The sequence below is a fragment of the Vannielia sp. genome (assembly GCF_029212645.1).
In the GTDB taxonomy this organism is placed as follows: domain Bacteria; phylum Pseudomonadota; class Alphaproteobacteria; order Rhodobacterales; family Rhodobacteraceae; genus Vannielia.
In genome coordinates, this window is the sequence record NZ_JARGND010000044.1 from 1 (window position 1) to 23,822 (window position 23,822).

22 protein-coding genes and 1 tRNA gene are annotated in these 23,822 nt (G+C 61.5%); 14 read left to right on the top strand and 9 right to left on the bottom strand.

Going from position 1 to position 23,822, the window contains the following annotated elements:
• Positions 1-2,237, bottom strand: a 2,237-nt coding sequence (locus P1U55_RS12845; RefSeq protein ID WP_301048021.1) for an AAA family ATPase, incomplete at its 3' end; no start/stop codon positions are given.
• Positions 2,238-2,458: 221 nt separating this feature from the next.
• Between P1U55_RS12845 and P1U55_RS12850 the strand changes: the two genes are divergently transcribed.
• Positions 2,459-2,659: a hypothetical protein gene (locus P1U55_RS12850; RefSeq protein ID WP_301048022.1), complete on the top strand. Its 201-nt coding sequence runs from the start codon at positions 2,459-2,461 to the stop codon at positions 2,657-2,659.
• 129 nt (positions 2,660-2,788) lie between these two features.
• Here the strand turns inward: P1U55_RS12850 and P1U55_RS12855 are convergent, their stop codons facing one another.
• Positions 2,789-3,934 carry a saccharopine dehydrogenase family protein gene (locus P1U55_RS12855; protein ID WP_301048023.1) on the bottom strand — a complete coding sequence of 382 codons (1,146 nt, stop codon included), beginning with the start codon at positions 3,932-3,934 and terminating at the stop codon, positions 2,789-2,791.
• The gene (locus tag P1U55_RS12860; protein WP_301048024.1) at positions 3,931-4,977 is read right to left on the bottom strand and encodes a saccharopine dehydrogenase; all 1,047 of its coding nucleotides are present in this window, start codon (positions 4,975-4,977) and stop codon (positions 3,931-3,933) included. The genes P1U55_RS12855 and P1U55_RS12860 overlap by 4 nt, the downstream gene beginning before the upstream one ends.
• Positions 4,978-5,297: 320 nt before the next feature.
• Here P1U55_RS12860 and P1U55_RS12865 point away from each other — a divergent pair, with 320 nt between their 5' ends.
• From P1U55_RS12865 to P1U55_RS12885, 5 genes are all read left to right on the top strand, one after another.
• Positions 5,298-7,268 (top strand): AMP-binding protein, encoded by a 1,971-nt coding sequence (locus P1U55_RS12865; RefSeq protein WP_301048025.1) that lies wholly within the window; start codon positions 5,298-5,300, stop codon positions 7,266-7,268.
• A gap of 33 nt (positions 7,269-7,301) precedes the next feature.
• A complete protein-coding gene (locus P1U55_RS12870) occupies positions 7,302-8,120 on the top strand; it encodes an ABC transporter ATP-binding protein (protein ID WP_301048026.1) in 819 nt (272 codons plus the stop codon).
• A 76-nt stretch (positions 8,121-8,196) separates the two neighbouring features.
• Positions 8,197-8,691, top strand: coding sequence for a hypothetical protein (locus P1U55_RS12875; RefSeq protein WP_301048027.1), 495 nt, complete (start codon positions 8,197-8,199; stop codon positions 8,689-8,691).
• A 125-nt stretch (positions 8,692-8,816) separates the two neighbouring features.
• A complete protein-coding gene (locus P1U55_RS12880) occupies positions 8,817-9,803 on the top strand; it encodes a branched-chain amino acid ABC transporter permease (RefSeq protein ID WP_301048028.1) in 987 nt (328 codons plus the stop codon).
• Between the two features lie 4 nt (positions 9,804-9,807).
• The gene (locus P1U55_RS12885; RefSeq protein WP_301048029.1) at positions 9,808-10,053 is read left to right on the top strand and encodes a hypothetical protein; all 246 of its coding nucleotides are present in this window, start codon (positions 9,808-9,810) and stop codon (positions 10,051-10,053) included.
• A gap of 16 nt (positions 10,054-10,069) precedes the next feature.
• Here P1U55_RS12885 and P1U55_RS12890 read toward each other — a convergent pair whose 3' ends face one another.
• Positions 10,070-10,294 (bottom strand): hypothetical protein, encoded by a 225-nt coding sequence (locus P1U55_RS12890; protein ID WP_301048030.1) that lies wholly within the window; start codon positions 10,292-10,294, stop codon positions 10,070-10,072.
• A gap of 252 nt (positions 10,295-10,546) precedes the next feature.
• On the opposite strand from P1U55_RS12890, the gene P1U55_RS12895 reads away from it, so the two are divergent.
• The 3 genes from P1U55_RS12895 (at position 10,547) to P1U55_RS12905 (ending at position 13,967) form a co-directional block, all read left to right on the top strand.
• The gene (locus P1U55_RS12895) at positions 10,547-11,623 is read left to right on the top strand and encodes a branched-chain amino acid ABC transporter permease (RefSeq protein ID WP_301048031.1); all 1,077 of its coding nucleotides are present in this window, start codon (positions 10,547-10,549) and stop codon (positions 11,621-11,623) included.
• Between the two features lie 136 nt (positions 11,624-11,759).
• Positions 11,760-13,040: an ABC transporter substrate-binding protein gene (locus P1U55_RS12900; RefSeq protein ID WP_301048032.1), complete on the top strand. Its 1,281-nt coding sequence runs from the start codon at positions 11,760-11,762 to the stop codon at positions 13,038-13,040.
• 99 nt (positions 13,041-13,139) lie between these two features.
• Positions 13,140-13,967 carry an ABC transporter ATP-binding protein gene (locus tag P1U55_RS12905; protein WP_301048033.1) on the top strand — a complete coding sequence of 276 codons (828 nt, stop codon included), beginning with the start codon at positions 13,140-13,142 and terminating at the stop codon, positions 13,965-13,967.
• Between the two features lie 49 nt (positions 13,968-14,016).
• Here P1U55_RS12905 and P1U55_RS12910 read toward each other — a convergent pair whose 3' ends face one another.
• Positions 14,017-14,871 (bottom strand): hypothetical protein, encoded by an 855-nt coding sequence (locus tag P1U55_RS12910; protein WP_301048034.1) that lies wholly within the window; start codon positions 14,869-14,871, stop codon positions 14,017-14,019.
• 130 nt (positions 14,872-15,001) lie between these two features.
• Here P1U55_RS12910 and P1U55_RS12915 point away from each other — a divergent pair, with 130 nt between their 5' ends.
• Both P1U55_RS12915 and P1U55_RS12920 read left to right on the top strand, forming a co-directional pair.
• Positions 15,002-16,210, top strand: a complete 1,209-nt coding sequence (locus tag P1U55_RS12915) for an AMP-binding protein (RefSeq protein WP_301048035.1) — start codon at positions 15,002-15,004, stop codon at positions 16,208-16,210.
• A gap of 31 nt (positions 16,211-16,241) precedes the next feature.
• On the top strand, positions 16,242-17,942 hold the full coding sequence (locus P1U55_RS12920) for a peptidoglycan-binding domain-containing protein (protein ID WP_301048036.1): 1,701 nt from the start codon (positions 16,242-16,244) through the stop codon (positions 17,940-17,942).
• 82 nt (positions 17,943-18,024) lie between these two features.
• Here the strand turns inward: P1U55_RS12920 and ykgO are convergent, their stop codons facing one another.
• Positions 18,025-18,150, bottom strand: a complete 126-nt coding sequence (ykgO, locus tag P1U55_RS12925; protein WP_005850168.1) for a type B 50S ribosomal protein L36 — start codon at positions 18,148-18,150, stop codon at positions 18,025-18,027.
• Between the two features lie 72 nt (positions 18,151-18,222).
• Positions 18,223-18,297, bottom strand: a tRNA-Val gene (locus P1U55_RS12930).
• Between the two features lie 134 nt (positions 18,298-18,431).
• Between P1U55_RS12930 and P1U55_RS12935 the strand changes: the two genes are divergently transcribed.
• A complete protein-coding gene (locus tag P1U55_RS12935; protein ID WP_301048037.1) occupies positions 18,432-19,319 on the top strand; it encodes an N-formylglutamate amidohydrolase in 888 nt (295 codons plus the stop codon).
• 111 nt (positions 19,320-19,430) lie between these two features.
• Here P1U55_RS12935 and P1U55_RS12940 read toward each other — a convergent pair whose 3' ends face one another.
• Positions 19,431-20,684, bottom strand: a complete 1,254-nt coding sequence (locus P1U55_RS12940; protein WP_301048038.1) for a DNA polymerase IV — start codon at positions 20,682-20,684, stop codon at positions 19,431-19,433.
• Positions 20,685-20,864: 180 nt separating this feature from the next.
• Here P1U55_RS12940 and P1U55_RS12945 point away from each other — a divergent pair, with 180 nt between their 5' ends.
• Together P1U55_RS12945 and P1U55_RS12950 are read left to right on the top strand one after the other, a co-directional pair.
• Positions 20,865-21,755, top strand: coding sequence for an SPFH domain-containing protein (locus P1U55_RS12945; RefSeq protein WP_301048039.1), 891 nt, complete (start codon positions 20,865-20,867; stop codon positions 21,753-21,755).
• The gene (locus P1U55_RS12950; protein WP_301048040.1) at positions 21,752-22,039 is read left to right on the top strand and encodes a hypothetical protein; all 288 of its coding nucleotides are present in this window, start codon (positions 21,752-21,754) and stop codon (positions 22,037-22,039) included. The genes P1U55_RS12945 and P1U55_RS12950 overlap by 4 nt, the downstream gene beginning before the upstream one ends.
• 56 nt (positions 22,040-22,095) lie before the next feature.
• On the opposite strand, the gene P1U55_RS12955 is transcribed toward P1U55_RS12950, so the two are convergent.
• Positions 22,096-23,664, bottom strand: coding sequence for a gamma-glutamyltransferase family protein (locus P1U55_RS12955; RefSeq protein WP_301048041.1), 1,569 nt, complete (start codon positions 23,662-23,664; stop codon positions 22,096-22,098).
• Positions 23,665-23,822: the final 158 nt, after the last annotated feature.

A 23,822-nucleotide genomic window follows, 5' to 3' on the forward strand; every position in this document is an offset into this window, starting at 1 on the left:
TGCGCCCGCACCGCATCCATCACGTCACGCTTGGCCTCCGAGGCATCAGCCCCATCGGGCATCTGGCTCAGCGCCTGTGCGCCCAGGTTCGAGGTGAGGACGATCAGCGTTTGTTTGAAGTCCACCGTGCGGCCCTGGCCATCGGTCAACTGCCCGTCATCAAGCACCTGCAACAGCACGTTGAAGACATCGGGGTGCGCCTTTTCAACCTCGTCGAAGAGCACAACCTGATAGGGACGCCGACGAACGGCCTCGGTCAGCACGCCGCCTTCGTCATAGCCAACATAGCCGGGAGGCGCACCGATCAGGCGAGACACCGCGTGCTTCTCCATGAATTCCGACATGTCGATCCGCACCATGGCGTTATCGTCATCAAACAGGAACTCGGCGAGGGCCTTGGTCAGCTCGGTTTTACCCACACCCGTCGGGCCAAGGAACAGGAAGCTGCCCAGCGGGCGGCTCTCGTCGTTCAGCCCGGCACGGGCACGGCGCACGGCATTTGCCACGGCCGTCACGGCCTGTCGCTGGCCGATCACACGCTTGCCGATCTCATCTTCCATGCGCAGCAACTTGTCACGCTCGCCTTCCAGCATCCGCGCCGTCGGAATGCCCGTCCAGCGCTCAACCACCTCGGCGATCTGCTCGGGGCGCACCGCCTCTTCAACCATCACATCGGTTTCGGATGCTTCCGCCTCGGCCAGTTTCTTCTCAAGCTGCGGGATCACCCCGTAGGAAAGCTCGCCGGCCTTGGCCAGATCGCCATCACGCTTGGCTTGGTCAAGCTGGGCACGGGCCTGATCGAGCTGCTCTTTCAGATCGCGGGCCACTTCCAGCTTGTCACGCTCTGACTGCCATTGCGCCGTTTTCTCGGCCGACTCTTCCTGAAGATCGGAAAGCTCTTTCTCAAGCTTCTCAAGCCGGTCCTTGCTGGCCTGATCGTCCTCTTTCTTCAAAGCCTCGGCCTCGATCTGCATTTGCAGGATCTGGCGATCAAGCTGGTCAAGCTCTTCTGGCTTGCTGTCGACCTCCATGCGCAAACGCGAGGCGGCCTCGTCCACAAGGTCAATCGCCTTGTCGGGCAGGAAGCGGTCGGTGATGTAGCGGTGCGAAAGGGTTGCCGCCGCCACAAGCGCCGAGTCGCTGATCCGCACACCGTGGTGCAGCTCATACTTTTCCTTGATGCCCCGCAGGATCGAGATCGTGTCTTCCTCGGTGGGTTCCTCCACCATCACCGGCTGGAACCGGCGGGCAAGGGCCGCGTCTTTTTCAACGTGCTTGCGATACTCTTCCAGCGTGGTTGCACCGATACAGTGCAACTCACCCCGCGCCAAAGCAGGCTTGAGCAGGTTCGATGCGTCCATTGCACCATCGGTCTTACCGGCCCCAACAAGCGTGTGCATCTCGTCGATGAACAGCACGATCTCGCCCGCAGCGGTCTCAACCTCTTTGAGGACCGCCTTCAACCGCTCTTCAAACTCACCGCGGTACTTGGCGCCCGCAATCAACGAACCCATGTCGAGCGACATCAAGCGTTTGTTCTTCAGGCTCTCGGGCACGTCACCGTCAACGATACGAATGGCAATGCCCTCGGCGATGGCGGTTTTACCCACGCCCGGCTCGCCGATCAGAACCGGATTGTTCTTGGTGCGGCGCGACAGCACCTGCATCGCGCGGCGAATTTCTTCATCACGGCCGATGATCGGGTCAATCTTGCCTTCACGGGCGGCTTCGGTGAGGTCACGCGCGTATTTCTTGAGGGCGTCATAGCCTTCTTCCGCCGAAGCGGTATCGGCGGTGCGGCCCTTGCGGATATCGTTGATCGCGGTGTTGAGCGATTGCGCCGAAACGGCCCCCGCCTCAAGCGCGGTTTTCGCCCCCGAGCGCACAACGGCCAGCGCCGTAAGAATGCGCTCGACCGGCACAAAACTGTCCCCAGCCTTCTTGGCCAACTTGGCGGCCTCATCGAGCACCTTCGCGGTTTGCCCGTCGAGATAGGGCTGCACGCCCTCGCCCGAAACCTTGGGCTGTTTGGCCAGCGCCGTTTCCAGCGCCTCCGTCACGCGCTCGGGGCTGCCGCCGGACCGTTTGATAAGGTTTGATGCGAGGCCCTGATCATCATCAAGCAGCGCTTTTAGAAGGTGTTCGGGCACCATCCGCTGATGATCTTCTCGCATTGCAATGGTCTGCGCGGCCTGGATGAAACCCCGTGACCGCTCCGTGAACTGGTTCATGTCCATCGGTCGTCTCCTTTATAGTTAAGCGCCCTGACTGGGGATCTGCCCGCTTGGCGGCACAGACCCGTTTGGGGCCTTCCCTACCTATTTGGGACGCCATGCGCCCCATCTCAAGAGCCTGATCTGCGGCATTTTCACGGTTCCGTTACAGCCTGTGGATAAATCTGGGAACATCCCCACATGTTGTTGCGTTGGGATGGTAATACCCAAGATAGGAGACGGCGATGTCTTATAGCGGACCCTGTATCGACCAAGTTATCTACGACCCGGCGCTGCGCCGGTTTGAGGCGGATGTGAGCTTTGCCACCAATGCCCTGCGGCGCAAGCGGGTGCATGTTTCCATCCCCGGCCATGTGCAGTGGGGCCATCAGAAAATGGTGGCCGAACTCGTGGCCGCTGGTGAGCGCGCGTTGCACGGCAAGTAAGCCGCCTTGCGTGAATATGGGCCGTTCCCCGGCCCATCGTCCGGTGACGGTCGCCTGCCTGACCGTCCCTGTCCCTGCCCGCTTTCGGTCCCCACCCGGAAGCGGGCTTTTTCTTGGCCTCGGGCCAAATCAGGCGAGGTGATCCACCACCATCAGGTGCTGCGCGGTGGTATAGGTTGCCTCAAGCCAGCGCTGCACCAGGCGCGGGTCTGACGGTGCGGCGGACACGCCTGCGGGCACCTCATGCGCCAGCACGGCCTCTACCGCCATTGCCACGGTTTGGCTGACCAGCCGCGCCATGGCAGAGCCGCGAGCATCGCCCCAAGCGTCCATCACCCAGGTTTTGTGGTAGATCGGCTTGCCTTCGGTCTCGGCCTTGAAGTCGACGCAAAGAACAACGCGATCGGCCTCGCCCTCGGCGTAGCTGTGCTTGTCCCAGAACTCAGCCGACATTTCGGCAAGCCGCTCATCCGCCTCGGGCTTTCCTTCAAGCGCTTCAACCTCGGCAAAGACATCCTTCCACGCCTCGGCCCAGCCATTCAGCCGCAACGTGCCGCGCACGAAATCCTTCACCTTCCATGTTGGCGAAAAGCCGTAATCCGCCATGAAAAGCAGGCTGTCACGGTTGGGGTAAACCTCAAAACTCTCGGGCTGGGGCAGCGGGGCGTCATAGCGGGTGAGGGCATCCCATGGGCGGGCGATCCGCAACTCGGTGAAGCTCTTGATCGAGACCGACGGCGATTTGAGAGCCTTGAGAACACCCAGCGGCGACCATGAGAACTTGTAGCGAAAGGCATTTGCCTCCTTCGGCACGCCACCGCAGTAGGACAGAAAGCTGACCGTATTATCAGGCGCATAGGCGGCACTGGCGCGGTAATCGGCGACCAGCCAATGCGCCATCAGGTGATCAAGCCCCGGATCAAGACCCACCTCGTTGACAAAGCGCAGCCCGGCTTCGCGTGCAGCCCCGTCAAGGGCGTGCATCTCTGGCGAGATGTAGGAGGAAGACACGAAATGCGCCTTCTTTTCCAGGCACATCTCGGCCAGGGGCACATGCCAGTCGCCGGGCAGCATGGAAACCACGATATCACCCTCCGCGACGGCCTTGGCGAGCGCTTCTTGGGTGAAGGCCGTGATACGATTTGTCAGATCACCTACCGCTGCGCGCGCCTTGTCCTCGCTGCGGTTCCAAACCTGCACATCCTTGCCCTCTTCGATCAGCCTTCGCAGGCCGGGAAGGGCGGAAAGGCCGGTGCCACACCAATGGATAGTCATGCGGAATGCTCCTTAAAAGTGGATGCTGCACGGCCCCAGACGCCCCCCTCAATGGCCCCCAGCGTCAGCAAATGGGGCAGCATCTGCCCGGCAAAATCTTCGCTTGCTTCCAGCGGCAACAACGAGGGCAGGTTATCAATGGCCATCACATCGAGCACCGGATCACCGGCCACCCGCAGGGCCGGTTCATCCCAATCGGTGGCCTCATCATAAACCGGGATCGGGTTGAAATCGCTGGTTGGATCACAGGCGATATCACCGATGGCGGTTAGCACGCGCGGCGCGGCGAGGGCGGATTCTGGCACGAAAACAGGGGTGTGTGGCCCAGCGAGGACACAGTTCAGGAATATCTCGCGGTGCAGGATTTCTGGGAAGGGTCCACCAGAGGCGGTTTCGGCAATGTCCCAGCGGGTTGGCTCTATGCCCATGGCTTCACAAAAGTCTGCCGCGCCCGTTCCAACCCGGCCAAGCGCGCCAACAATCAGGGCGCGGGGGCGGCTTTCACAGGCGTCCAGCTCGGCCTCGATCTCCGAAACAAGCGCCTCTTGTTCCTCCCATTCGCGCACCTCTCCGCAAATGTCACCATTTTGCTGGGCGACCCATGTTTTAAAGGCAAGCGCCGCGCCAACAAACCCGGCCCAATACCCAAAAGCGGCCACCCGGCGGCCTTGCTCATCAACCAGATACTCCAGATCGTACAGCGCCCCGCCAGACTGCGCGAACCGCGCCAAAAAACGCTCGGCTTCGGATTGGCCCTTGTAGGCATGCCCAAACATAATGTGGCGATGCGGCAGCGCGGTGCCATCATCGGGGAGTTCCTTGAGGCCGTAGATCAGCGCATCAACAGGTGCGTCGCGCCAACTGCCCTGTGCCGCAATCTCGCAACCCGCAGCAGCGTAGCCCTCAATCGGGATGATGCGGGTTGGGCTTTCTTCGATGGTCACACGAAGGCCCGCCTCAAGCAGCGCCTCGGCACCATGCGGGGTTAGCCCCACGCGGCGTTCATTCTCGCGTTGTTCAGCGCGAACCCATAAATGCACCATCGCGGCAGCTCCCGGCTTGTTGTTTGGCCTGACTTAACCGCGCGGCGGCCTTGGGTGCAAACGGATCGTGCCTAAAACAATGCTCGCACCAGCGGCGGCACCCTTACCGCCACGAGGCCAGCGAGCAGCCCGCAGACCGGTGCACGGTATGTGAGCGAAACCGCATCCATGGCCCACTACAGCACAGCCTGTCTGAAAAATATTGAACGCTCGTTCAAAAAGAACATTTGACGGGTGCCCTCGACCCTGCTCATACTCAGGCCGACAAGGCCGTGGAGGACGGTCGGCACCCTGCAACGTGTGCCATCTGGGAGGATACATTGACGGACGCGACAACGCCCACGGGTGATCTCACATCCATTCCCGCGCTGCTGGCGCACAATGCTCAGACCTTTGCCAACCGCCCGGCCTACCGGGAAAAGGAATTTGGCATCTGGCAAAGCTGGACATGGGCCGAGGCTGCTGAGGAGATTGACGCAATTGCCATGGGCTTTCTGGCGCTGGGTCTGGAGCCGGGTGACAAGCTGGCGGTGGTCGGGCGCAACCGCCCCGCGCTTTACTGGTCTATCGCTGCGGCGCAAAAATGCGGGGCCATTCCGGTGGCGCTGTACCAGGACGCCAACGCCGAAGAGATGGCCTTTGTGATGGAGCATTGCGGCGCCCGCTTCGTGGTTTGTGGCGATCAGGAGCAGGTCGACAAGGTGATCGACGTGCAGGAAACCGTGCATGGAATTGACCAGATTATTTACGTCGATAAGCGGGGCCTGCGAAAGTATGACCACACCCATATGAACGCGCTTCAGGACGTGCAGGCCGAGGGGCGTGCGGCGCATTTCCGGCTGGAGCCGATCCTGCGAGAGCGCGAAGCTGTGCTCGACTACGACAGCACTTGCGTGATGCTTTATACGTCGGGCACCACCGGCAAGCCCAAGGGTGTTGTGCTCTCGAACCGCAATATCATCGAGACGGCCAAGAACTCTGCCGACTTTGACCATCTTACTGAAAAAGAAGAAGTTTTGGCCTATCTGCCGCTGGCCTGGGTGGGGGATTTCATTTTCTCGATGGGGCAGGCGATGTGGGCCGGGTTCTGTGTGAACTGCCCTGAGGGCGAGCACACGATGATGACCGATCTGCGCGAGATCGGGCCGACCTATTACTTTGCGCCACCACGGGTGTTTGAAACGCAGCTCACCGATGTGATGATCCGGATGGAAGATGCCGGGCGCTTCAAGAAACGGCTGTTTGATCACTATATGGCGATTGCCCGCAAGGTTGGCCCTGACCTGCTGGACGGCAAACCTGTAAGCGCCGGTGACAAGCTGAGATACCGCCTTGGCGAGCTGTTCATCTATGGGCCGTTAAAGAACACGCTGGGCTTTTCCAATGTGCGCGTAGGCTATACCGCCGGTGAGGCGATTGGGCCGGAAATCTTTGATTTCTATCGCTCTTTGGGGATCAACCTGAAGCAGCTTTATGGCCAGACAGAGGCCAGCGTCTTTATCACCCAGCAACCGGATAACGAGGTGCGGGCGGATACTGTTGGCGTGCCTTCACCGGGTGTGGAGATCAGGATCGACGAGAGCGGTGAGGTTTATTACCGCTCGCCGGGCGTGTTTGTGGAGTATTACAAGAACGCCGAAAGCACCGCCTCAACCAAGGATCCCGAAGGCTGGGTGGCCACCGGTGACGCGGGCTTCATTGAGGAAAGCTCGGGCCATTTGCGGATTATCGACCGGGCCAAGGACGTTGGCAAAATGGCCGATGGCGCGATGTTTGCGCCCAAGTACGTTGAAAACAAGCTCAAGTTTTACCCCAATATCCTTGAGGCCGTGGTGATTGGCGCCGGGCGAGATCGCTGCTGCGCCATGGTCAACATCGACCTCTCCGCCGTGGCGAGCTGGGCCGAACGAAATAATGTCAGCTACGCGAGCTACCAGGAGTTGGCTGGTCATCCGCTTGTGCTGAATATGATCCAGGAGCATGTAGAAGAGGTTAATGCCTCGGTGACGCAGGATGAGATGCTGGCGGGATGCCAGATTCATCGCTTTCTGGTGCTGCACAAACAGCTTGATGCCGACGATGGCGAACTGACCCGCACGCAAAAGGTGCGCCGCGCTGTGATTGCAGAGAAATTCAGCGATCTGGTGGAGGCGCTCTATAGCGACGCCGAGAGCATCTATACCGAGACGGAAGTGACCTATGAAGATGGTCGCAAAGGCCAGATCACCGCGACGCTGTCCCTGCGGGATGCCAAGGTATTTGACCGGGCCCATCAGGTGGCTGCGGAATGACGTTTTTTCTGCGCAAAATCCGGGGGTTGAGCAATGTTTGACGACCAAGAAAGCTTCACCACACCAGACGGGCGCACCATTGGTGGCGTCATGATGGAGATGAAAAACATCACCCTGCGGTTTGGCGGTGTGGTGGCGATCAAGGATATTTCCTTTGATATTCGCGAGGGCGAAATTCGCGCGATCATCGGGCCGAACGGGGCCGGAAAATCCTCCATGCTCAACGTGATATCGGGCTTTTACAACCCGCAGGAGGGCGAGGTTTGGTTTCATGGCGAGAAACGTGCGCCGATGAAGCCCTACGAGGTAGCCCAACAGGGAATTGCCCGGACTTTTCAGAACATTGCGCTGTTTGAAGGCATGTCGGTGCTCGACAATATCATGACCGGGCGACTTGGCTTCATGAAGTCTGGCCTGTTGAGCCAGGCGCTATGGTGGGGCAAGGCCGAGCGGGAAGAAGTGAAGAACCGGGAAGCCGTTGAAAAGATTATTGATTTCCTCGAAATCCAGAACATCCGCAAAACCCCGGTGGGCCGCCTGCCCTATGGTTTGAAAAAGCGCGTAGAGTTGGGCCGGGCGCTGGCCGCCGAGCCCAAGCTGCTGCTTCTGGATGAGCCGATGGCGGGCATGAACGTGGAGGAGAAGGAGGACATGAGCCGCTTCATCCTGGACGTAAATGACGAATATTCCACAACAATTGCGCTGATCGAGCATGATATGGGCGTGGTCATGGACCTCTCTGACCGGGTTGTCGTGATGGACTACGGCAAGAAGATCGGCGACGGCACGCCCGATGAAGTGCGCAACAATCAAGCTGTGATCGACGCCTACCTCGGAGTTGCGCATGATTAGAGAGATCGCTGCGTTTACCGCCGAAAGGGTGCGGAAACTTCATAGACACAACCGATGCACAACCCATGCACAACCCATGCGCACGGGATTCGCAGGAGCAGGTTTCGCCATCGCGTTAATCTTTGGCAGCCTCTTTGCCGCCACCCCGGCCCGGGCTGTCTCCTCGGAGGTGATCGCGGAACATTTGAATTACTGCCTCAAGGCGGTCGCGGCAAAATCGCCGCGCGGTGTGCCGGTGCCGCTGGGGATTGACGCGAATGACGAGAAAGCGCTGGCGACGGGCGGGCGGGTGAACCACCTGATCATGGGCCGCGACAGCCGGGACGATTGGACCTGCGTGCTGGGCGACAAATCGCAGCGGCTGTTCCCGACGCTGGTGGAGGAATTTCTGCGCAATGTTGAAACCGTCGACAAATCGCGCAGCCGCTACAACGGCAACCTTTATATGACGGCGACGATTTGCGTTGGCGCTGAGGCCGTTGCGATGATTTTGAACGGGCCGGAAACCCGTGAGCTGGGGCTGGCGACGGCTGTTTTCACCACGGGCATCACCTCGAAGGGGTGCCAGTGATGAATGCCGCTGCAATCACCATTGCGCGGCGTGCCGCCCCGACGAATGCCAGCCCCGAACCGATTTGCGGGGCATTGGATTTGTGCCCTGAGGTGGTGGCCAAGAAAATATGTGGGGAGTGAACCATGCCTGACCAGCTACTTTTTGCCATGGAGGTCACCCTGAACGGGCTGATGGCGGGGGTGATGTATGCGCTGGTAGCGCTTGGCTTCGTGCTGATCTTCAAAGCCTCCGGGGTTTTCAATTATGCTCAAGGGGTTATGGCGCTTTTCGCAGCGCTGACGCTGGTGGGTTTGCAGGATGGGCAGGTGCCGTTCAGCCACCTGATCAACGCGATTTTTGGCACCGAGTTGCATCACTTTGGCTGGCACTTGCCGGCGATTGTGGCGATCATCGGGACCATTGCGGTGATGGTGCTGTTTGCCTGGGTTGTCGAAAAGCTCGTGCTCAAACACCTGATAAACCAGGAGCCGATCATCCTGTTCATGGCCACCATCGGGCTTGCCTACTTCCTTGAAGGTTTCGGCGACATGATGTGGGGAAGCGACATCAAGAAGCTTGATGTGGGCCTGCCCCAAGGCATCAACGGCTGGATTGATGAGACCACGCTGAACGCACTGGGCTATGGGTTTTTCATCGATAACCTCGATCTGGTGGCCACGGTCATTGCCGCGCTTCTGGTGGCCGGGTTGGTCCTGTTTTCGCAATATACCAAGCAAGGCCGGGCGCTGCGCGCCGTGGCGGATGACCACCAGGCCGCGCTTTCGGTGGGCATTTCGCTGCGCTTCATCTGGGTGCTGGTCTGGTCGATCGCCGGGTTTGTGGCGCTGGTCGCCGGGATCATGTGGGGCACCAAATCCGGTGTGCAGTTCAGCCTTTCGCTGATCGCGCTGAAGGCGCTTCCGGTATTGATGCTGGGAGGGTTCACCTCGATCCCCGGAGCAATTGTCGGCGGGCTCATCATTGGGGTTGGCGAGAAGCTGTTTGAATTCCTCGTTGGGCCCATGGTGGGCGGCGCGACGGAAAACTGGTTTGCCTATGTATTGGCGCTCGTCTTCCTTGTTTTCCGCCCGCAGGGGCTGTTTGGCGAGAAGATCATCGAGAGGGTTTGAGTGGATGTCGAAACTGATCGCAATCATGAATGTCATCGCGTGGTCGGGGTTTTGGGCCTTTGGTTATTTGGCGCTGACCACCGACCCAGCCCACGAACGGCGCATGATGATCGCGGGGGGGCTGGCGGTTTTGGGCGCTTTCGTGGGGATCTGGGCTTACTTGCGGCTTGTGCGGATCAGCGAGCGCACAGGCTATAGCAAGCCGGCCGAACGGGTGCTGCCCGAGCATAAGGAGCTGGGGCAGGAATGAGCATCAGGAGGACTGATCAGTTATGCGCGGCGACGAATGCGCCAAGCCCGACGGCCCCAAGGCCAAGCAGGGCGAGGGCCGCTTTGGCCGACACGCCAAAGAAAATGGCAATCGCCAGCACCAGTACGACGGCCACCAGGAGAAATGGCAGGAGGCCGGCGACGATCTGGCCCACCGTTCCCGCCTTGAACCGCGCCCAACGGCCTGCCTCTTCGCCGGAAGTGTCCTCATCCCGATCCAAAGGTTGGATCCGGTTCTGGGAGGTTAGCGGGACAAAGCGACGGTCGGGTTTGGGCATTAGCGCTCTCTATTCAGATGGAGCGGCCAAGATGACCGAACATTGCGGCAGCCGCTTGGCGGGATTGCCGCAGAACGAGGGAAATGCGCCAAAATCGTTCCAACAGGCGGGCGGCGCGGCCACACCCTCGCAAACCAACAAAAACGCAGGTGACGGACAGGCGACAGGCCTGCCACCAAAAGGGGGATATTGCTGATGCTCTACCGCGAGGCAGGCGATTTCAAAACGCGCTACAGCGATGACGGGCAGACCTTTCCGATCAAGTTTGACCGGATGGGCTATTATGCGGTGATCGCGATCGCCTTCGGGATCGTGCCCTTTGTGATCAATGATTATTGGGTGAACGCGGTATTCCTGCCCTTCCTGATCTACGCGATTGCCGCCATCGGGCTGAACATTCTGACCGGCTATTGCGGGCAGTTGAGCCTTGGCACGGGCGGGTTCATGGCGGTGGGGGCCTATGCCTGCTACAAGCTGATGACGTCCTTTCCTGACATCAACATTTTCTTTCACGTCATTCTGGCGGGCGGCATAACGGCTGCGGTGGGTTTGGTTTTTGGCCTGCCATCGCTGCGGATCAAGGGCTTTTACCTCGCCGTGGCCACGCTGGCGGCGCAGTTTTTCCTTGTTTGGCTCTTCAACCGAGTGCCGTGGTTTTACAACTATTCCGCCTCCGGGCAGATTTCGGCGCCTGAGCGCACGGTGTTTGGCATTCCGGTGACCGGGGCCAACACATCGGCCTGGGCGAGCTACATGTTTTGCCTCGTGTTCGTGTTCCTGCTCGCATGGCTGGCGCGCAACCTCACGCGCGGCACGGTGGGGCGCAAGTGGATGGCGATTCGCGATATGGACATCGCCGCCGAGATCATCGGGGTGAACCCGCTGACCGCGAAGCTGAGCGCCTTTGCCGTCAGCTCCTTTTTCATCGGCATCGCCGGGGCGCTGTTTTTCAGCGTTTACCTTGGCGCGGTGGAGGTGGGCGAGGCCTTTGGCATCAACAAGAGCTTCCTTGTGCTGTTCATGGTGATCATCGGCGGGCTTGGCTCTATCTTTGGCAGCTTTGCGGGCGCGGCCTTTCTGGTTTTGCTGCCGGTGCTGCTGAAAAACGTGCTGGTTGGCACGCTGGATTGGCCAACCGATCTGGCGGCGCATGTGGAGATCACCATTGTGGGCGCGCTCATCATCATTTTCCTGATCCTCGAACCGCACGGGCTGGCACAGCTTTGGCGCGTGGCAAAGGAAAAGCTGCGGCTTTGGCCCTTCCCCCACTGAGGAGGGGCAAGGGTGGGGCACGCCCACCCAAATGAATACCTTTTGCGACAACGCACGGGGTAACTGCGACGGAGCGAGATCGGGCAGAAAGCCCGGCGAAACCGAAACGTTGGACAAACCAAGGGAGGAGACCCCAATGAAGAAGACACTTGCAACACTGGCCCTCGCCGCCACCATGGTGGCAGGCCCAGCCGCGGCGGAACTTGTATTCCCCGATCTCAGCTACCGCACCGGCCCCTATGCCGCGGGTGGTGTGCCGTTTTCGGACGGCTATCAGGATTATTTTGCGCTGGTGAACGCCCGTGACGGCGGGATCGGCGGCGAGATGACCAAGGTGATCGAATGCGAAACCGCCTACAACACCGAGAAGGGCGTTGAATGCTACGAGGCGACCAAGGGCCAGGGCGCGCTGATCTATCAGCCGCTTTCAACTGGGATCACCTATCAGCTTATTCCCAAGGTCAGCGCCGACAACATCCCGATGCACACCCTGGGCTATGGCCGCACATCGGCTGCCAATGGCAAGGTTTTTGAATGGGTGTTCAACTACCCGTCCAACTACTGGGATGGGGCCTCGGTGGCGATCAACCACCTGCTCGACGAAAACGGCGGTGATCTGAACGGCAAGAAGATTACGCTGCTCTATCACAACTCTGCCTATGGCAAGGAGCCGATCCGCACGCTGGAAGAGCTTTCCAAGAAGCATGGCTATGAGTTGAACATCATCGCCGTGGATCACCCCGGCCAGGAGCAAAAGAGCCAGTGGCTGCAAATCCGCCGCGAACGCCCCGATTACGTGATCATGTGGGGCTGGGGCGTGATGAACCAGGTCGCCGTGCAGGAAGCCATCAACATCCGTTTCCCGATGGAGAACTTCATTGGCAGCTGGTGGTCCGGGGCGGAGCATGACGTGACCCCTGCCGGGATGGACGCCGACGGCTACAAGGCCCTGAACCTGCACCGCGTTATTGATATGCCGGTCTTTGCCGACATCAAGAAGCACGTTCATGAAGCAGGTAACGCGGCTGGCGATGGTTCCAACGTCGGATCGGTGCTTTACACACGGGGCATGTATGCGGCGATGCTGGCGGTGGAAGCTGCCAAAACCGCGCAGGAAATCCACGGCACCGCGCAGATCACTGCGGTGATGATGCGGGATGGTCTGGAAGCTCTGGAGATCACCGACGCCAAGATGGAAGCGCTTGGCATGCCCGGCATTGGCCCATCATTCTCGGTGAGCTGCGAGGCACATGGTGGCTCGGGCATGGCCCTTATTCAGCAATGGGATGCTGCGGCCAAGGTATGGAAGCCGCTGACCGACTTTATCGAGTCGGATCAAGAGGTGATCCAGGCGTTGATAAAAGACGATAGCGAGGCCTATGCCGCCGAAAACAGCGTAAAGCCGCGCTGCCAGTAAAGGCACACCACTCCCGGCTGCGGCAGAGGCGGCGGCCGGGACCCCAGGACTAAATCGCTGAGACAAGGGGCAGGCGCTGCCCCGCAGGAGTGACGAGACATGCTGGACGCCGCAAAACCCAAGCCTGAGACGCTGCTTGAGATCAACAATATCGAGGTGATCTACAACCATGTAATCCTTGTGTTGAAAGGCGTATCGCTGCACGTGCCCAAGGGCGGGATCACCGCGCTGCTCGGCGGCAACGGGGCGGGCAAGACGACCACGCTCAAGGCGATCTCCAACCTGCTGCAAAGCGAGCGCGGCGAGGTAACCAAAGGCACGATCACCTTTCGCGACGAGAGCATCACCGAGCTGAACCCGGCGGCGCTGGTGAAACGCGGCGTTATTCAGGTGATGGAGGGGCGGCACTGCTTTGAGCACCTGACCGTTGAAGAAAACCTGCTGACAGGCGCCTACACCCGCCATGATGGGCGCGGTGCCGTGGATGCCGATTTGCAGATGGTTTATGACTATTTCCCGCGCCTGAAAGAGCGGCGCAAAAGCCAGGCGGGCTATACCTCGGGCGGCGAGCAGCAGATGGTGGCGATCGGCCGCGCGATGCTGGCCCGCCCGGAGATGATCTTGCTGGATGAGCCTTCGATGGGCCTTGCCCCGCAGCTTGTGGAGCAGATCTTTGGGATCGTGAAGCGGCTCAACGAGGAGCAGGGTGTGACCTTCCTTCTGGCCGAGCAAAACACCAACGTCGCCCTTCGGTTTGCCCATTATGGCTATATTCTGGAGAGTGGCCGCATCGTGATGGACGGCCCCGCATCCGAGCTGCGTGAGAACCCCGATGTGAAGGAATTTTACCTCGGGATGAGCGAAGAGGGGCGCAAATCATTCCGCGATGTGCGCTCTTACCGTCGCCGCAAGAGGTGGCTGGCCTGAGGCCCCTACCATGGCGGCGATTGCCTCGCTCACAGGCGGGTTTGCAGGCTCAGGTTTCTTCCAGCGCGGCGCGCATTTCAGCGATCCGCTCCAGCGCCTCTTCGCGGGTGTTGCGGATATTGGGCTCAAAATCCTGGCTCTCGGAGCGCAGGCGAATATCCGCTTCGGTTTCGCTGCCGGGCGCGTAGCGCACCGACCCGAGCGAGGCCGCAATATTGAGCCGCTTGCCACGGGCCGCGAACTGCACCCAGGCCGCAGGCTCGATGCGGCAGCCATCATAATCGACCAGAAAGAACCACCGCGAATCGGTTTCGCGGATGCGGTCTTCGATGTGGTCATAGAACCCATCCACATCAACGCGGTTGTGGAAGGTGAAATCCGAGAAATCGGCGGTCATGATCTGGAGAGAGCGGTCAAAGGTGATGCGAGGGCGGAAGTCATCCTCGGTGTAGCTGGCGGTGTGGGTGATCTTGCGGGGGCGGGTGTTTTTGAAGCTCTTGATCCGCACGCAAGCGCTTTCGCGGTCATTGAAGAGGTTGGCATCAAAGCTTTCGGTGCCTGCGTCACGCTCGATCTGGGCGCGGGTTTCATCGCTTACGTCATAGCGGACAGACCCCATGGAATGCGCCAGGTTCAGCGCCCTGCCGCGCCGCGCAAAAGCAACCCAGGCCGCCGGATCAAACTGGTTGCCGGAATAGTTGACGAGGAAAAACCACTTGTCTTCACCAGTGGCGGCGATGCGCTCTTCAATCCGGTCATAAAAGCGGTTCACCGCGGCAGAGGTGGTGAAGTGCAGCTCGGTGAACTCAACCTCCATCATGGCCTCGGCTTCATGGAAGTTGATCCGCGCATCCAGCGCAAGATCATCAAGAGGAGAGGCTTTGCTGCCAGCAATCTTGGGCATGGGGCCGGACCTTTCTTTAAACTCGTCGCGTGAAGGGCCAGTATGGCACCTGAAACGCGAAATTTCACGAATATCACCCAAATGGCGCAACCTGAGCGGGAAATCGCGGGCTGCCAGCAAGGAGGAACAGATGACCAAAGGACCGGAATGGCAGAGCAAAGACGCGCGCGCGGCAGAGTTTGCCGAGGCGTTGCCAAAGCAGGTGGCGCGCGCACAGGGCCTGCCGGGCTATAGCGAGGCGCTGGCGGATGTGGATGCCGCAGCGATCACCGGTGCAGAGGCGCTCTCCGCCCTGCCGGTGCTGCGCAAATCGGCGCTGAGGGAGGCGCAGAGCAAGCGCAAGCCGCTTGGCGGTCTCGCGACGGTGGAAGCGGGGGGCTTTGATTACCTGTTCCAATCCCCCGGCCCGATCTATGAGCCGGGCATGGCGAGCGACGATTGGTGGCGGTTCCGCCCCTTCCTGAATGCGGTGGGGATTGGCGCGGGCGATATCGTGCACAACTGCTATGCCTACCATCTCACCCCGGCTGGCATGATGTTTGATTGCGCCGCAAGGTCCGTGGGTGCGGCCGTGCTGCCAGCGGGCACCGGGCAAACCGAGCTTCAGGCACGCGCGGCGGCAGACCTTGGCTGCACCGTTTATGCGGGCACGCCGGATTACCTGAAGGTCATCCTCGAAAAGGCCGATGAGCTTGGCCTGAGCCTTGCGATCACCCGCGCGGCGGTTTCGGGCGGGGCGCTCTTTCCGTCGCTGCGCGATTGGTACGCCGAGCGGGGCATAACCTGCCTGCAATGCTATGCGACCGCCGATCTGGGCAATATCGCCTATGAATCCTCCCCCGAGAGCGGGCTGATCGTGGCCGAGGGCGTGATCGTGGAGATCGTCACCCCCGGAACCGGCGATCCGGTGCCAGAGGGCGAGGTGGGCGAAGTGGTGGTGACCACGCTCAACGCCGATTACCCGCTCATCCGCTTTGCCACGGGCGACCTTTCGGCCATGTTGCCGGGCGCATCGCCCTGTGGGCGCACCAATGGGCGCATCAAGGGCTGGATGGGCCGGGCAGACCAGACCGCCAAGATCAAGGGCATGTTTGTGCGCCCCGAACAGGTGGCCGACCTTGTGGCGCGGGTTGGCGCGGCCAAGGCGCGGGTCACCGTAACGCGGCAAGGCGAGCAGGATCACATGGCAGTCGCCTTTGAGGCAGATAACGCCGATGAGGCCCGCCTGAGCACCGCCGTGCGCGAGATTATGAAACTTTCCGGTGAGATCAGCATTCATCCCTTGGGAAGTTTGCCAAAAGACGGCAAGATAATAGACGACCAGAGGCAATACGACTAGCGCCAGCCACAGGGCGGCGCGGGAGGTGGGCATGAGCAGGTCTTTACTATTCGCGCTGGCCCTGATGGTGCCGGGCATGGCCGCGGCTGACAGGGCGCTGCTGATCGGCAGCCCCGATGGCGGCGGGCTGTTTGGCGGCGGTGCGCCCGAATTGGCCGAGGCGCTGGAGGGGGCGGGCTTTACCGTGGTGGGGGCCTCCCCTGCGAGCGCGGCCTTGATGCGCGGCGGGCTGGAAGAATTCCTGCAAGGGGTCGCCGGAGAGCGGCGGCTGGTGATCCACCTCGCGGGGCAGTTTGCCCGCTCAGGCAGCGACACATGGCTGCTGAGTGACAGCGCGGGCAAGGTCAACCTCGCCAGCGTTGCGGGCGAGGGGCTGGCGCTATCAACCGTGCTGGAAATCGCCGCCGGGGTGCCGGGGCAAGCGATTGTGCTGATCGGCACCAAGGGCGCCCCTGATGGCCTTGGCACCGGGTTGCAGCCCGGCATCGGCGCACTGGAGGTGCCGCAGGGGGTGACAGTGATCACCGGGGCCTCCTCCGATATCGGGGCCTTTGCCACCGGGCCGATGCTGAAGCGCGGCGAAAGCCTTGAGGCGCTGGTGAAGGCGGGCAGCCGGCTATCTGCCGAGGGCTATCTTTCGGGCGCGACGGTGTGGCGTCCTGCGGGCGAGGAACCTGCGAGCGCCGTTGTTGGCCCGCTGCCGGGGGCCGAAGAGGCCGAGCGGGCCGTTTGGCAAGCTGCCGAGGCCGAGGACAGCGTGACAAGCTATCTGGGCTATCTTGAACGCTATCCGCTGGGCAGCTTTGCCGAGGAGGCACGGCAGGTGATCGCCGAGATCGAGGCAGAGCCTTACCGCAGCGAGCGCAAGGCCGAGGAGGCGCTTGGCCTCAGCCGGGATGACCGGCGGCAAATTCAGCGCAACCTGACCCTGCTTAACTATGCGCCCAAGGGGATTGACGGTATTTTTGGCCCCGGCACGCGCGGCGCGATCAAGCGCTTTCAGGGCAAGGCGGGCTTTCCCGAAACCAGCTACCTGACGCCCCAGCAGATCACCCGCCTCACGGAGCAGGCCGAGCGCCGCTCTGCCGAGCTGGAGGCCGAGGCCGAGCGCCGCAGGCTGGAGCAGGAGCGGCTTGACCGGGACTACTGGGACGCCACCGGGGCGCAGGGGGATGAGGCGGGCTTGCGCGTGTATCTCAAGAAATACCCAGATGGGCTTTATAGCGAGATCGCCCAGGACCAGCTTGCGGTGATTGCCGATGAAAAGCGCCGTGAAGCACAGGCGCAGGACCGCACCGCCTGGGACAGGGCGGTGAACGCCAATTCGGTCGCCGCGTTCCGCAACTATCTGGTAGCCTACCCCGAAGGCGCGTTTGCCGAGGAAGCCCAGGCGAGGATCGAAACGCTGACCCAGGCCGAAAGCCCCGACCGCAAGGAAGCCGAGGCGCGTGAAACCGCGCTGGGGCTCACGCAACTGACCCGCGTGTTGGTAGAGCGGCGCCTGGCGCAACTGGGGCTGGAGCCGGGGCCAACCGATGGCCGCTTCGAGGCCTCGACCCGCCGCGCAATCCGCCGTTTCCAGCGCGACCGGGAGCTTGGCGTAACGGGGTATCTGGATGAGGCGACGGTGGCGCGGATGCTGGCGGATGCGGGCCTGCCAACCCTTGACCGCAGCAATGCCAGCCCACCAGACGGGCGGCCTGATCCGGCCAAACCGCCTGCCGGTGACTGAGGCGGCATAAGCAAAAGCACATGAACAAACGAAAAAGGCCGCCCGAGTTGGGCGGCCCTTCCATCACGCGCTGAAAGCGATCTTAGCCCTGACGGGCCTTGAAGCGGCGCTGGGTCTTGTTGATCACGTAGACGCGGCCTTTACGGCGCACTACGCGGCAATCCCGGTGCCGGTTTTTCAACGAGCGGAGCGAGTTGCGAACCTTCATGGTTTAACCTTTCCTCTCAATCGGCGACGGGGCGCCTTTACAACAATGACCCTTGGAAGGGTCGGCTAACGATGGTGGGCGATACTGGGATCGAACCAGTGACCCCTTCGATGTCAACGAAGTGCTCTACCGCTGAGCTAATCGCCCGTACCGCTTCGAATCGCCCGTCCTCAACGTAAAAGGACGCGGGGCGGTCCGCGTCGGTGCGGTGGCGTATAAAGTGATCTTTCGCGCGGTTCAAGGGCTTTTGAGGCGCGACGGTTTGGCGCTATAGTCATGATATGACTGAAAGCATAGGACAGGGTTACCGGATTGCTGCGCCAAAGGCGCGGACAACGGGTGCTGTCTTTGCCAGCCCGCACAGCGGAAGTGAGTATCCTTGGGCGTTTTTGCGGGCCTCGGTGCTGGACGAAGTGCAGGTGCGAAGCTCGGAAGATGCCTTTGTAGACGAGCTTTTCAGCGCTGTTTCCGATATGGGCGCCTCGCTGGTGGCCGCGACGGTGCCGCGCGCCTTCATCGACCTGAACCGCGCTGCCGATGAGCTTGATCCGGCGCTGATCAAGGGGGTGGCCGCTGTGACCCATAATCCACGGGTCAGCTCCGGGCTTGGGGTGATTCCGCGTGTGGTGGCCGGGGGGCGGGCAATTTATCGCGGCAAGATCGAGATGGAAGAGGCCCACGCCCGGATTGCCGATTACTGGCGGCCCTATCACCGCGCCCTGCAACAAGAGATTGAAGCGGCGCGCATGGGGTTTGGTGAAGCCATCCTGATTGATTGCCACTCGATGCCCCATGAGGCGATTGACGCCGCCTCCAACCGCCGCCCCCGCGGCCTGCGCAAGCTGCCGGAAATCGTGCTGGGGGATCGCTTTGGCGCGGCCTGTGGCGGCGAGATCATGGAGCGGATCGAGGCGGCCTTTAGCAATGCGGGCTTCCGGGTGGCGCGCAACAGCCCCTTTGCGGGGGCCTATGTGGCGCAAACCTACGGACGCCCGGCCAAAGGCCAACATGCGGTGCAGGTGGAGATTGATCGTTCTCTCTACATGGACGAAGCAAAAATCGAGCGCGGTCCCGGCTTTGGCGAGATGCAGACGCGGCTGGCAGGGGTGATCGCCGAGATTGCCGAGATCGGGCGCGGCGCGGCGGCGGTTCCGCTGGCGGCGGAGTAGCGCGGCCCTAGAGCGTGTCGCGTTCATTCGAATTCACGCGAAACGCTCTAACTTATTGATTTCGCATGTGCGAGAAGCTCAAAACCGGGTCCCACTTTTGCGCAACATGCTCTAGCGCAGCGCCCTGCCCTTCAGGATCGCCCCCTCCCCGAACCGCGCCTTGATCTTATCCGCCGCGCGCTCGGCCTGCGCCCGTTTACCGGCATCCGGATCCAGCAAATCACCCGACAGGTCGGCCATTGATTCGGGCACCAGATCAGACAGGCCAACCCCAAGCAGGCGGAACGGACCTTGATCGCCCGCTGCCTCATAAAGATCACGCGCCACGCGGTAGAGCTTGTCAGCCATCTGGCTGGGGTCGCGCAGGGATTGGCGGCGGGTGAGCAGGCGGTGATTGGCGCGCTTCAGCTTGAGCGTCACCACCCGGCCGGCCACCCCTTTGGCCTTGGCGCGGCCAGCAACCTTTTCGGCCAGCCGCCAGATATGGCCATCAAGGATATCCGGGTCGGCGGTATCTTCATGAAAGGTGGTTTCGTTCGAGATGGTTTTCAGGCCCGGATCGCGGCTGACACGGCGCTGGTCTTCGCCGCGTGCAAGGTGCCAGAGCCGCGCACCCGAGGCACCAAAACGAGCCACCAGCGCGTCTTTCTCCCAGCGGCGCAGGTCGGCAAAGGTGCGAATGCCCGCCGCATCAAGCGAGGCCTGAAACGCCTGCCCCACCCCCCAGATCATCCGCACTGGCTTGTCTTGCAAGAACGCCTCGGTTTCGGCCCTGCCGATCACCGAAAAACCCTGTGGCTTATCAAGGTCAGAGGCGATCTTGGCGAGGAACTTGTTGTGCGAGAGGCCAATCGAGCCGGTGAGGCCAAGCTCCTTTTTCATCCGATTGACCAACCCGGCCATCAGCACGGCAGGCGGGGCGCCGTGCAGGCGGGCGGTGCCGGTGAGGTCCAGAAAGGCCTCATCCAGCGAGAGCGGCTCAATGGCGGGGGTCAGCTCTTCCATCATCGCGCGGATCTGGCGACTAACTTGCGCATAAACCTCGCCGCGCGGCTTGATCACCACCGCCTCTGGGCAGAGTTTGAGCGCTTGAAACATCGGCATCGCCGAGCGCACGCCCTTGATCCGGGCGATGTAGCAGGCGGTAGACACCACGCCCCGCTTGCCGCCGCCAATGATCAGCGGCTTTGACGCAAGCTCAGGGTTATCGCGCTTTTCGACCGAAGCAAAAAACGCATCGCAATCCATATGGGCGATGCTCAGATCGTAAAGCTCCGGGTGCGACAGCACACGCGGACGCCCGCAGGCCGGGCAGCGGGCGCCAGCGGGAAAACAGTGCAAACAGTCGCGGCAGAGGGCGGGCATGGGGTGTTTGTGGCCTCTAAATGGCAGCATCACGATAGACCCGTGGCGCGCCGTGTCCAAGGGGACACATGCGCCCCAAACTGCCGCACAGATAGGCAGCGGGCGGCGAAAACCCTTCAAAAATGCGCGATCTCTCCGCATAAGTGGAGGCATTGGGCAGTTTATATCAGGAATTCGCGTATGGATTACATGCAGTTCATGCCGAGCGGTGGCACCATTGTGGTGGCGCTTCTCGCGCTTTTTATCGTCATTTGCATTTTCATTGGCGTGCGGATTGTTCCGCAATCCGAGAAATACGTGGTTGAGCGGTTTGGCCGCCTGAAATCGGTGCTTGGACCGGGCATCAACATCATCGTGCCGTTCATCGACCGGGTGCGCCACAAGGTGAGCATCCTTGAGCGGCAGCTTCCCAATGCCAGCCAGGATGCGATCACCTCGGACAACGTATTGGTGCAGGTGGAAACCAGCGTGTTCTACCGCATCCTTCAGCCGGAAAAGACGGTGTATCGTATCCGCGACGTTGACCCGGCGATTGCCACAACCGTGGCCGGTATCGTGCGCTCGGAGATTGGCAAGATGGAGCTGGATGAGGTGCAATCCAACCGCTCGTCGCTGATCTCCTCGATCAAGATGCTGGTCGAGAGCGCGGTGGATGACTGGGGGATCGAGGTGACGCGCGCCGAAATCCTTGACGTGAACCTTGATGAGGCCACCCGCTCGGCCATGCTGCAACAGCTGAACGCCGAGCGCGCCCGCCGCGCCTCGGTGACAGAGGCCGAAGGCCAGCGCCGGGCCGTGGAACTTGCCGCTGACGCTGATCTTTATGCCGCCGAGCAAACCGCCAAGGCCCGCCGCGTGCAGGCCGATGCCGAAGCCTATGCCACCAGCGTGGTGGCCACCGCCATTCAGGACAACGGCATTGAAGCGGCGCAGTATCAGATTGCCCTGAAACAGGTAGAGAGCCTGACGGCCCTTGGGGCTGGCAACGGCAAGCAAACGATCATCGTACCCGCTGACGCCATGGAGAGCTTTGGCAATGCCTTCAAGATGCTGGGAGGGATCCGCAAATGACCCTCGCAAGCCTCATGACAACCTGGTGGGCATGGATCGCGCTGGGCGTGCTGCTGGGCATCCTTGAGGTCCTGGCGCCCGGTTTCATCTTTGTCGGCTTCGCCGTTGGCGCCGGGCTGACGGGCGTGCTTTTGGCGCTTGGGATCAGCTTTGGCGGCAGCATCGCCTGGATCACGCTGTTTTTCGCCGTGGTCTCGCTGATCGCCTGGGCGGTGCTCTACAAGGTGATGGGCGGGCGCGGGAGCCAGACCAAAACCTTTGACGAAGACATCAACGAAGGCTGATTTGCCCTTGGAAATAACGGAATGGCCGCCCCGGTGAGGGCGGCCTTTTCTGTGGCTCAGTAGCCGATGGCTGCGCCGTCTTTGCGCGGGTCAGAGCCTGCCTCCAGCACGCCGGTGGGTAGGATGCGAATGGATTGAGCACCACCGATCGGGGCCTTGGGCGTGATGATCCGATGGCCCTTTTCCACCAGTGCGGCGCGGGTTTCATGGGGGAAGGTGCTTTCCAGCTCAAGCGCGCCCCCCACGGCGAAGGCGCGCGGGAAATCAATGGCCGCCTGCGGGCTCATCCCGAAATCCAGCATGTTGGAGATCAAGCGCACATGGCCTGCCGCCTGATACTGCCCGCCCATCACGCCAAAGGGCATTTCAATCCGCTCACCATGCTTGAGCATACCGGGGATGATGGTGTGCATCGGGCGCTTGCCCGGCCCGGCCTCGTTAGGGTGGCCGGGGGTGAGGGTGAAGCCCGCGCCACGGTTTTGCAGCAGCACGCCAAACCTGGGCGAGCAAAGGCCAGAGCCAAAGCTGTGGAACACCGAATAGATCAGCGACACCGCCATGCCATCCCGATCCACGACGCACAGGTAAACCGTATCGCGGTGGGTGGCTTCGGTGAGGCTGGTCACCTGCGGATGAGCGCGGTTTGGATCAATCAGCGCGGCCAGTTCAGCCCCAAGGCCGGGGCACAGCAGGCGGGCGGGATCTGCCATATGCGACGGATCGGCAATGAAGCGATTGCGGGCGTCATAGGCGAGTTTCTGGGCCTCGGCCTCGATATGGGTGCGCTCGGGGCCGAGCGGGTCCATCGAGGCGATGTCAAACTCTGCGAGGATGGCGGCCAGCAGCAGCGCCGCCGTGCCCTGCCCGTTTGGCGGATGCTCCAGCACGCTGCGCGAGCGGTAGGGGCCTTCCATCGGGGCGCCCCAATCGGCTTGGGTCGTGGCAAAATCCTCTGCCGTATGGGTGCCATTGGCGAGGGCGGCGAGCAGATCGTCTGCAACCTCACCTTCATAAAACGCTTGCGGGCCATGGGCGGCGATGCGGCGCAGCACCTCGGCCTGACCGGGTGCGCGAAACAGCGAGCCGATGGCGGGCACCATGCCGCCCTGCAGGTAATGCTGCTGCGCCACCCCTTGCAGGGTGCCCTGCGCCTGGTGCCAGTCAAAGGCCACGCGGGGGGCCACCGGCACACCCTCTTCGGCGTAGTGGATCGCGGGGGCGAGGCTGCGGGCGAGGCCGAGCTTGCCAAACCGTTCGGAGAGGGCAGCAAAGCCTGCGATTGCGCCGGGCAGCGTGACGGCATGGGCCGAGCCAAGCGGGATGGTGGGGCCAGAGGCGCGCAGGGCGTTGGGATCAAGGCCAGCGGGGGCGCGGCCCGAGCCATTGAGCGCGACAACCTCTTCCGTGCCAGCCGGTTTGACCAGCGCAAAGCAATCGCCGCCGATCCCGGTGCTTTGCGGCTCGCAAATCCCCAGCAAAACCGCCGCAGCAATCGCCGCATCAGCCGCGTTGCCGCCTGCCTTCAGGATTTCGACCGCGGCCTCGGCGGCCAGCGGGTGCGACGTGGCGCAAAGGCCGTTAGTTGCAAATACCGGCGAGCGCCCGGGGCTTTGAAAATCACGCATTTATTCCCTCCGTTACCGGACGGTACGGCCCCTGCGGGATAGCGGCAAGGCATTGGCATGATTTGGTGATTGTGACAGCGCATAAGAACCTCGACGTCACGCACTGGGTGGGGGCTATTAACGCGTGACGCCGAGGGAAGCTATATGCAGCTACCCTC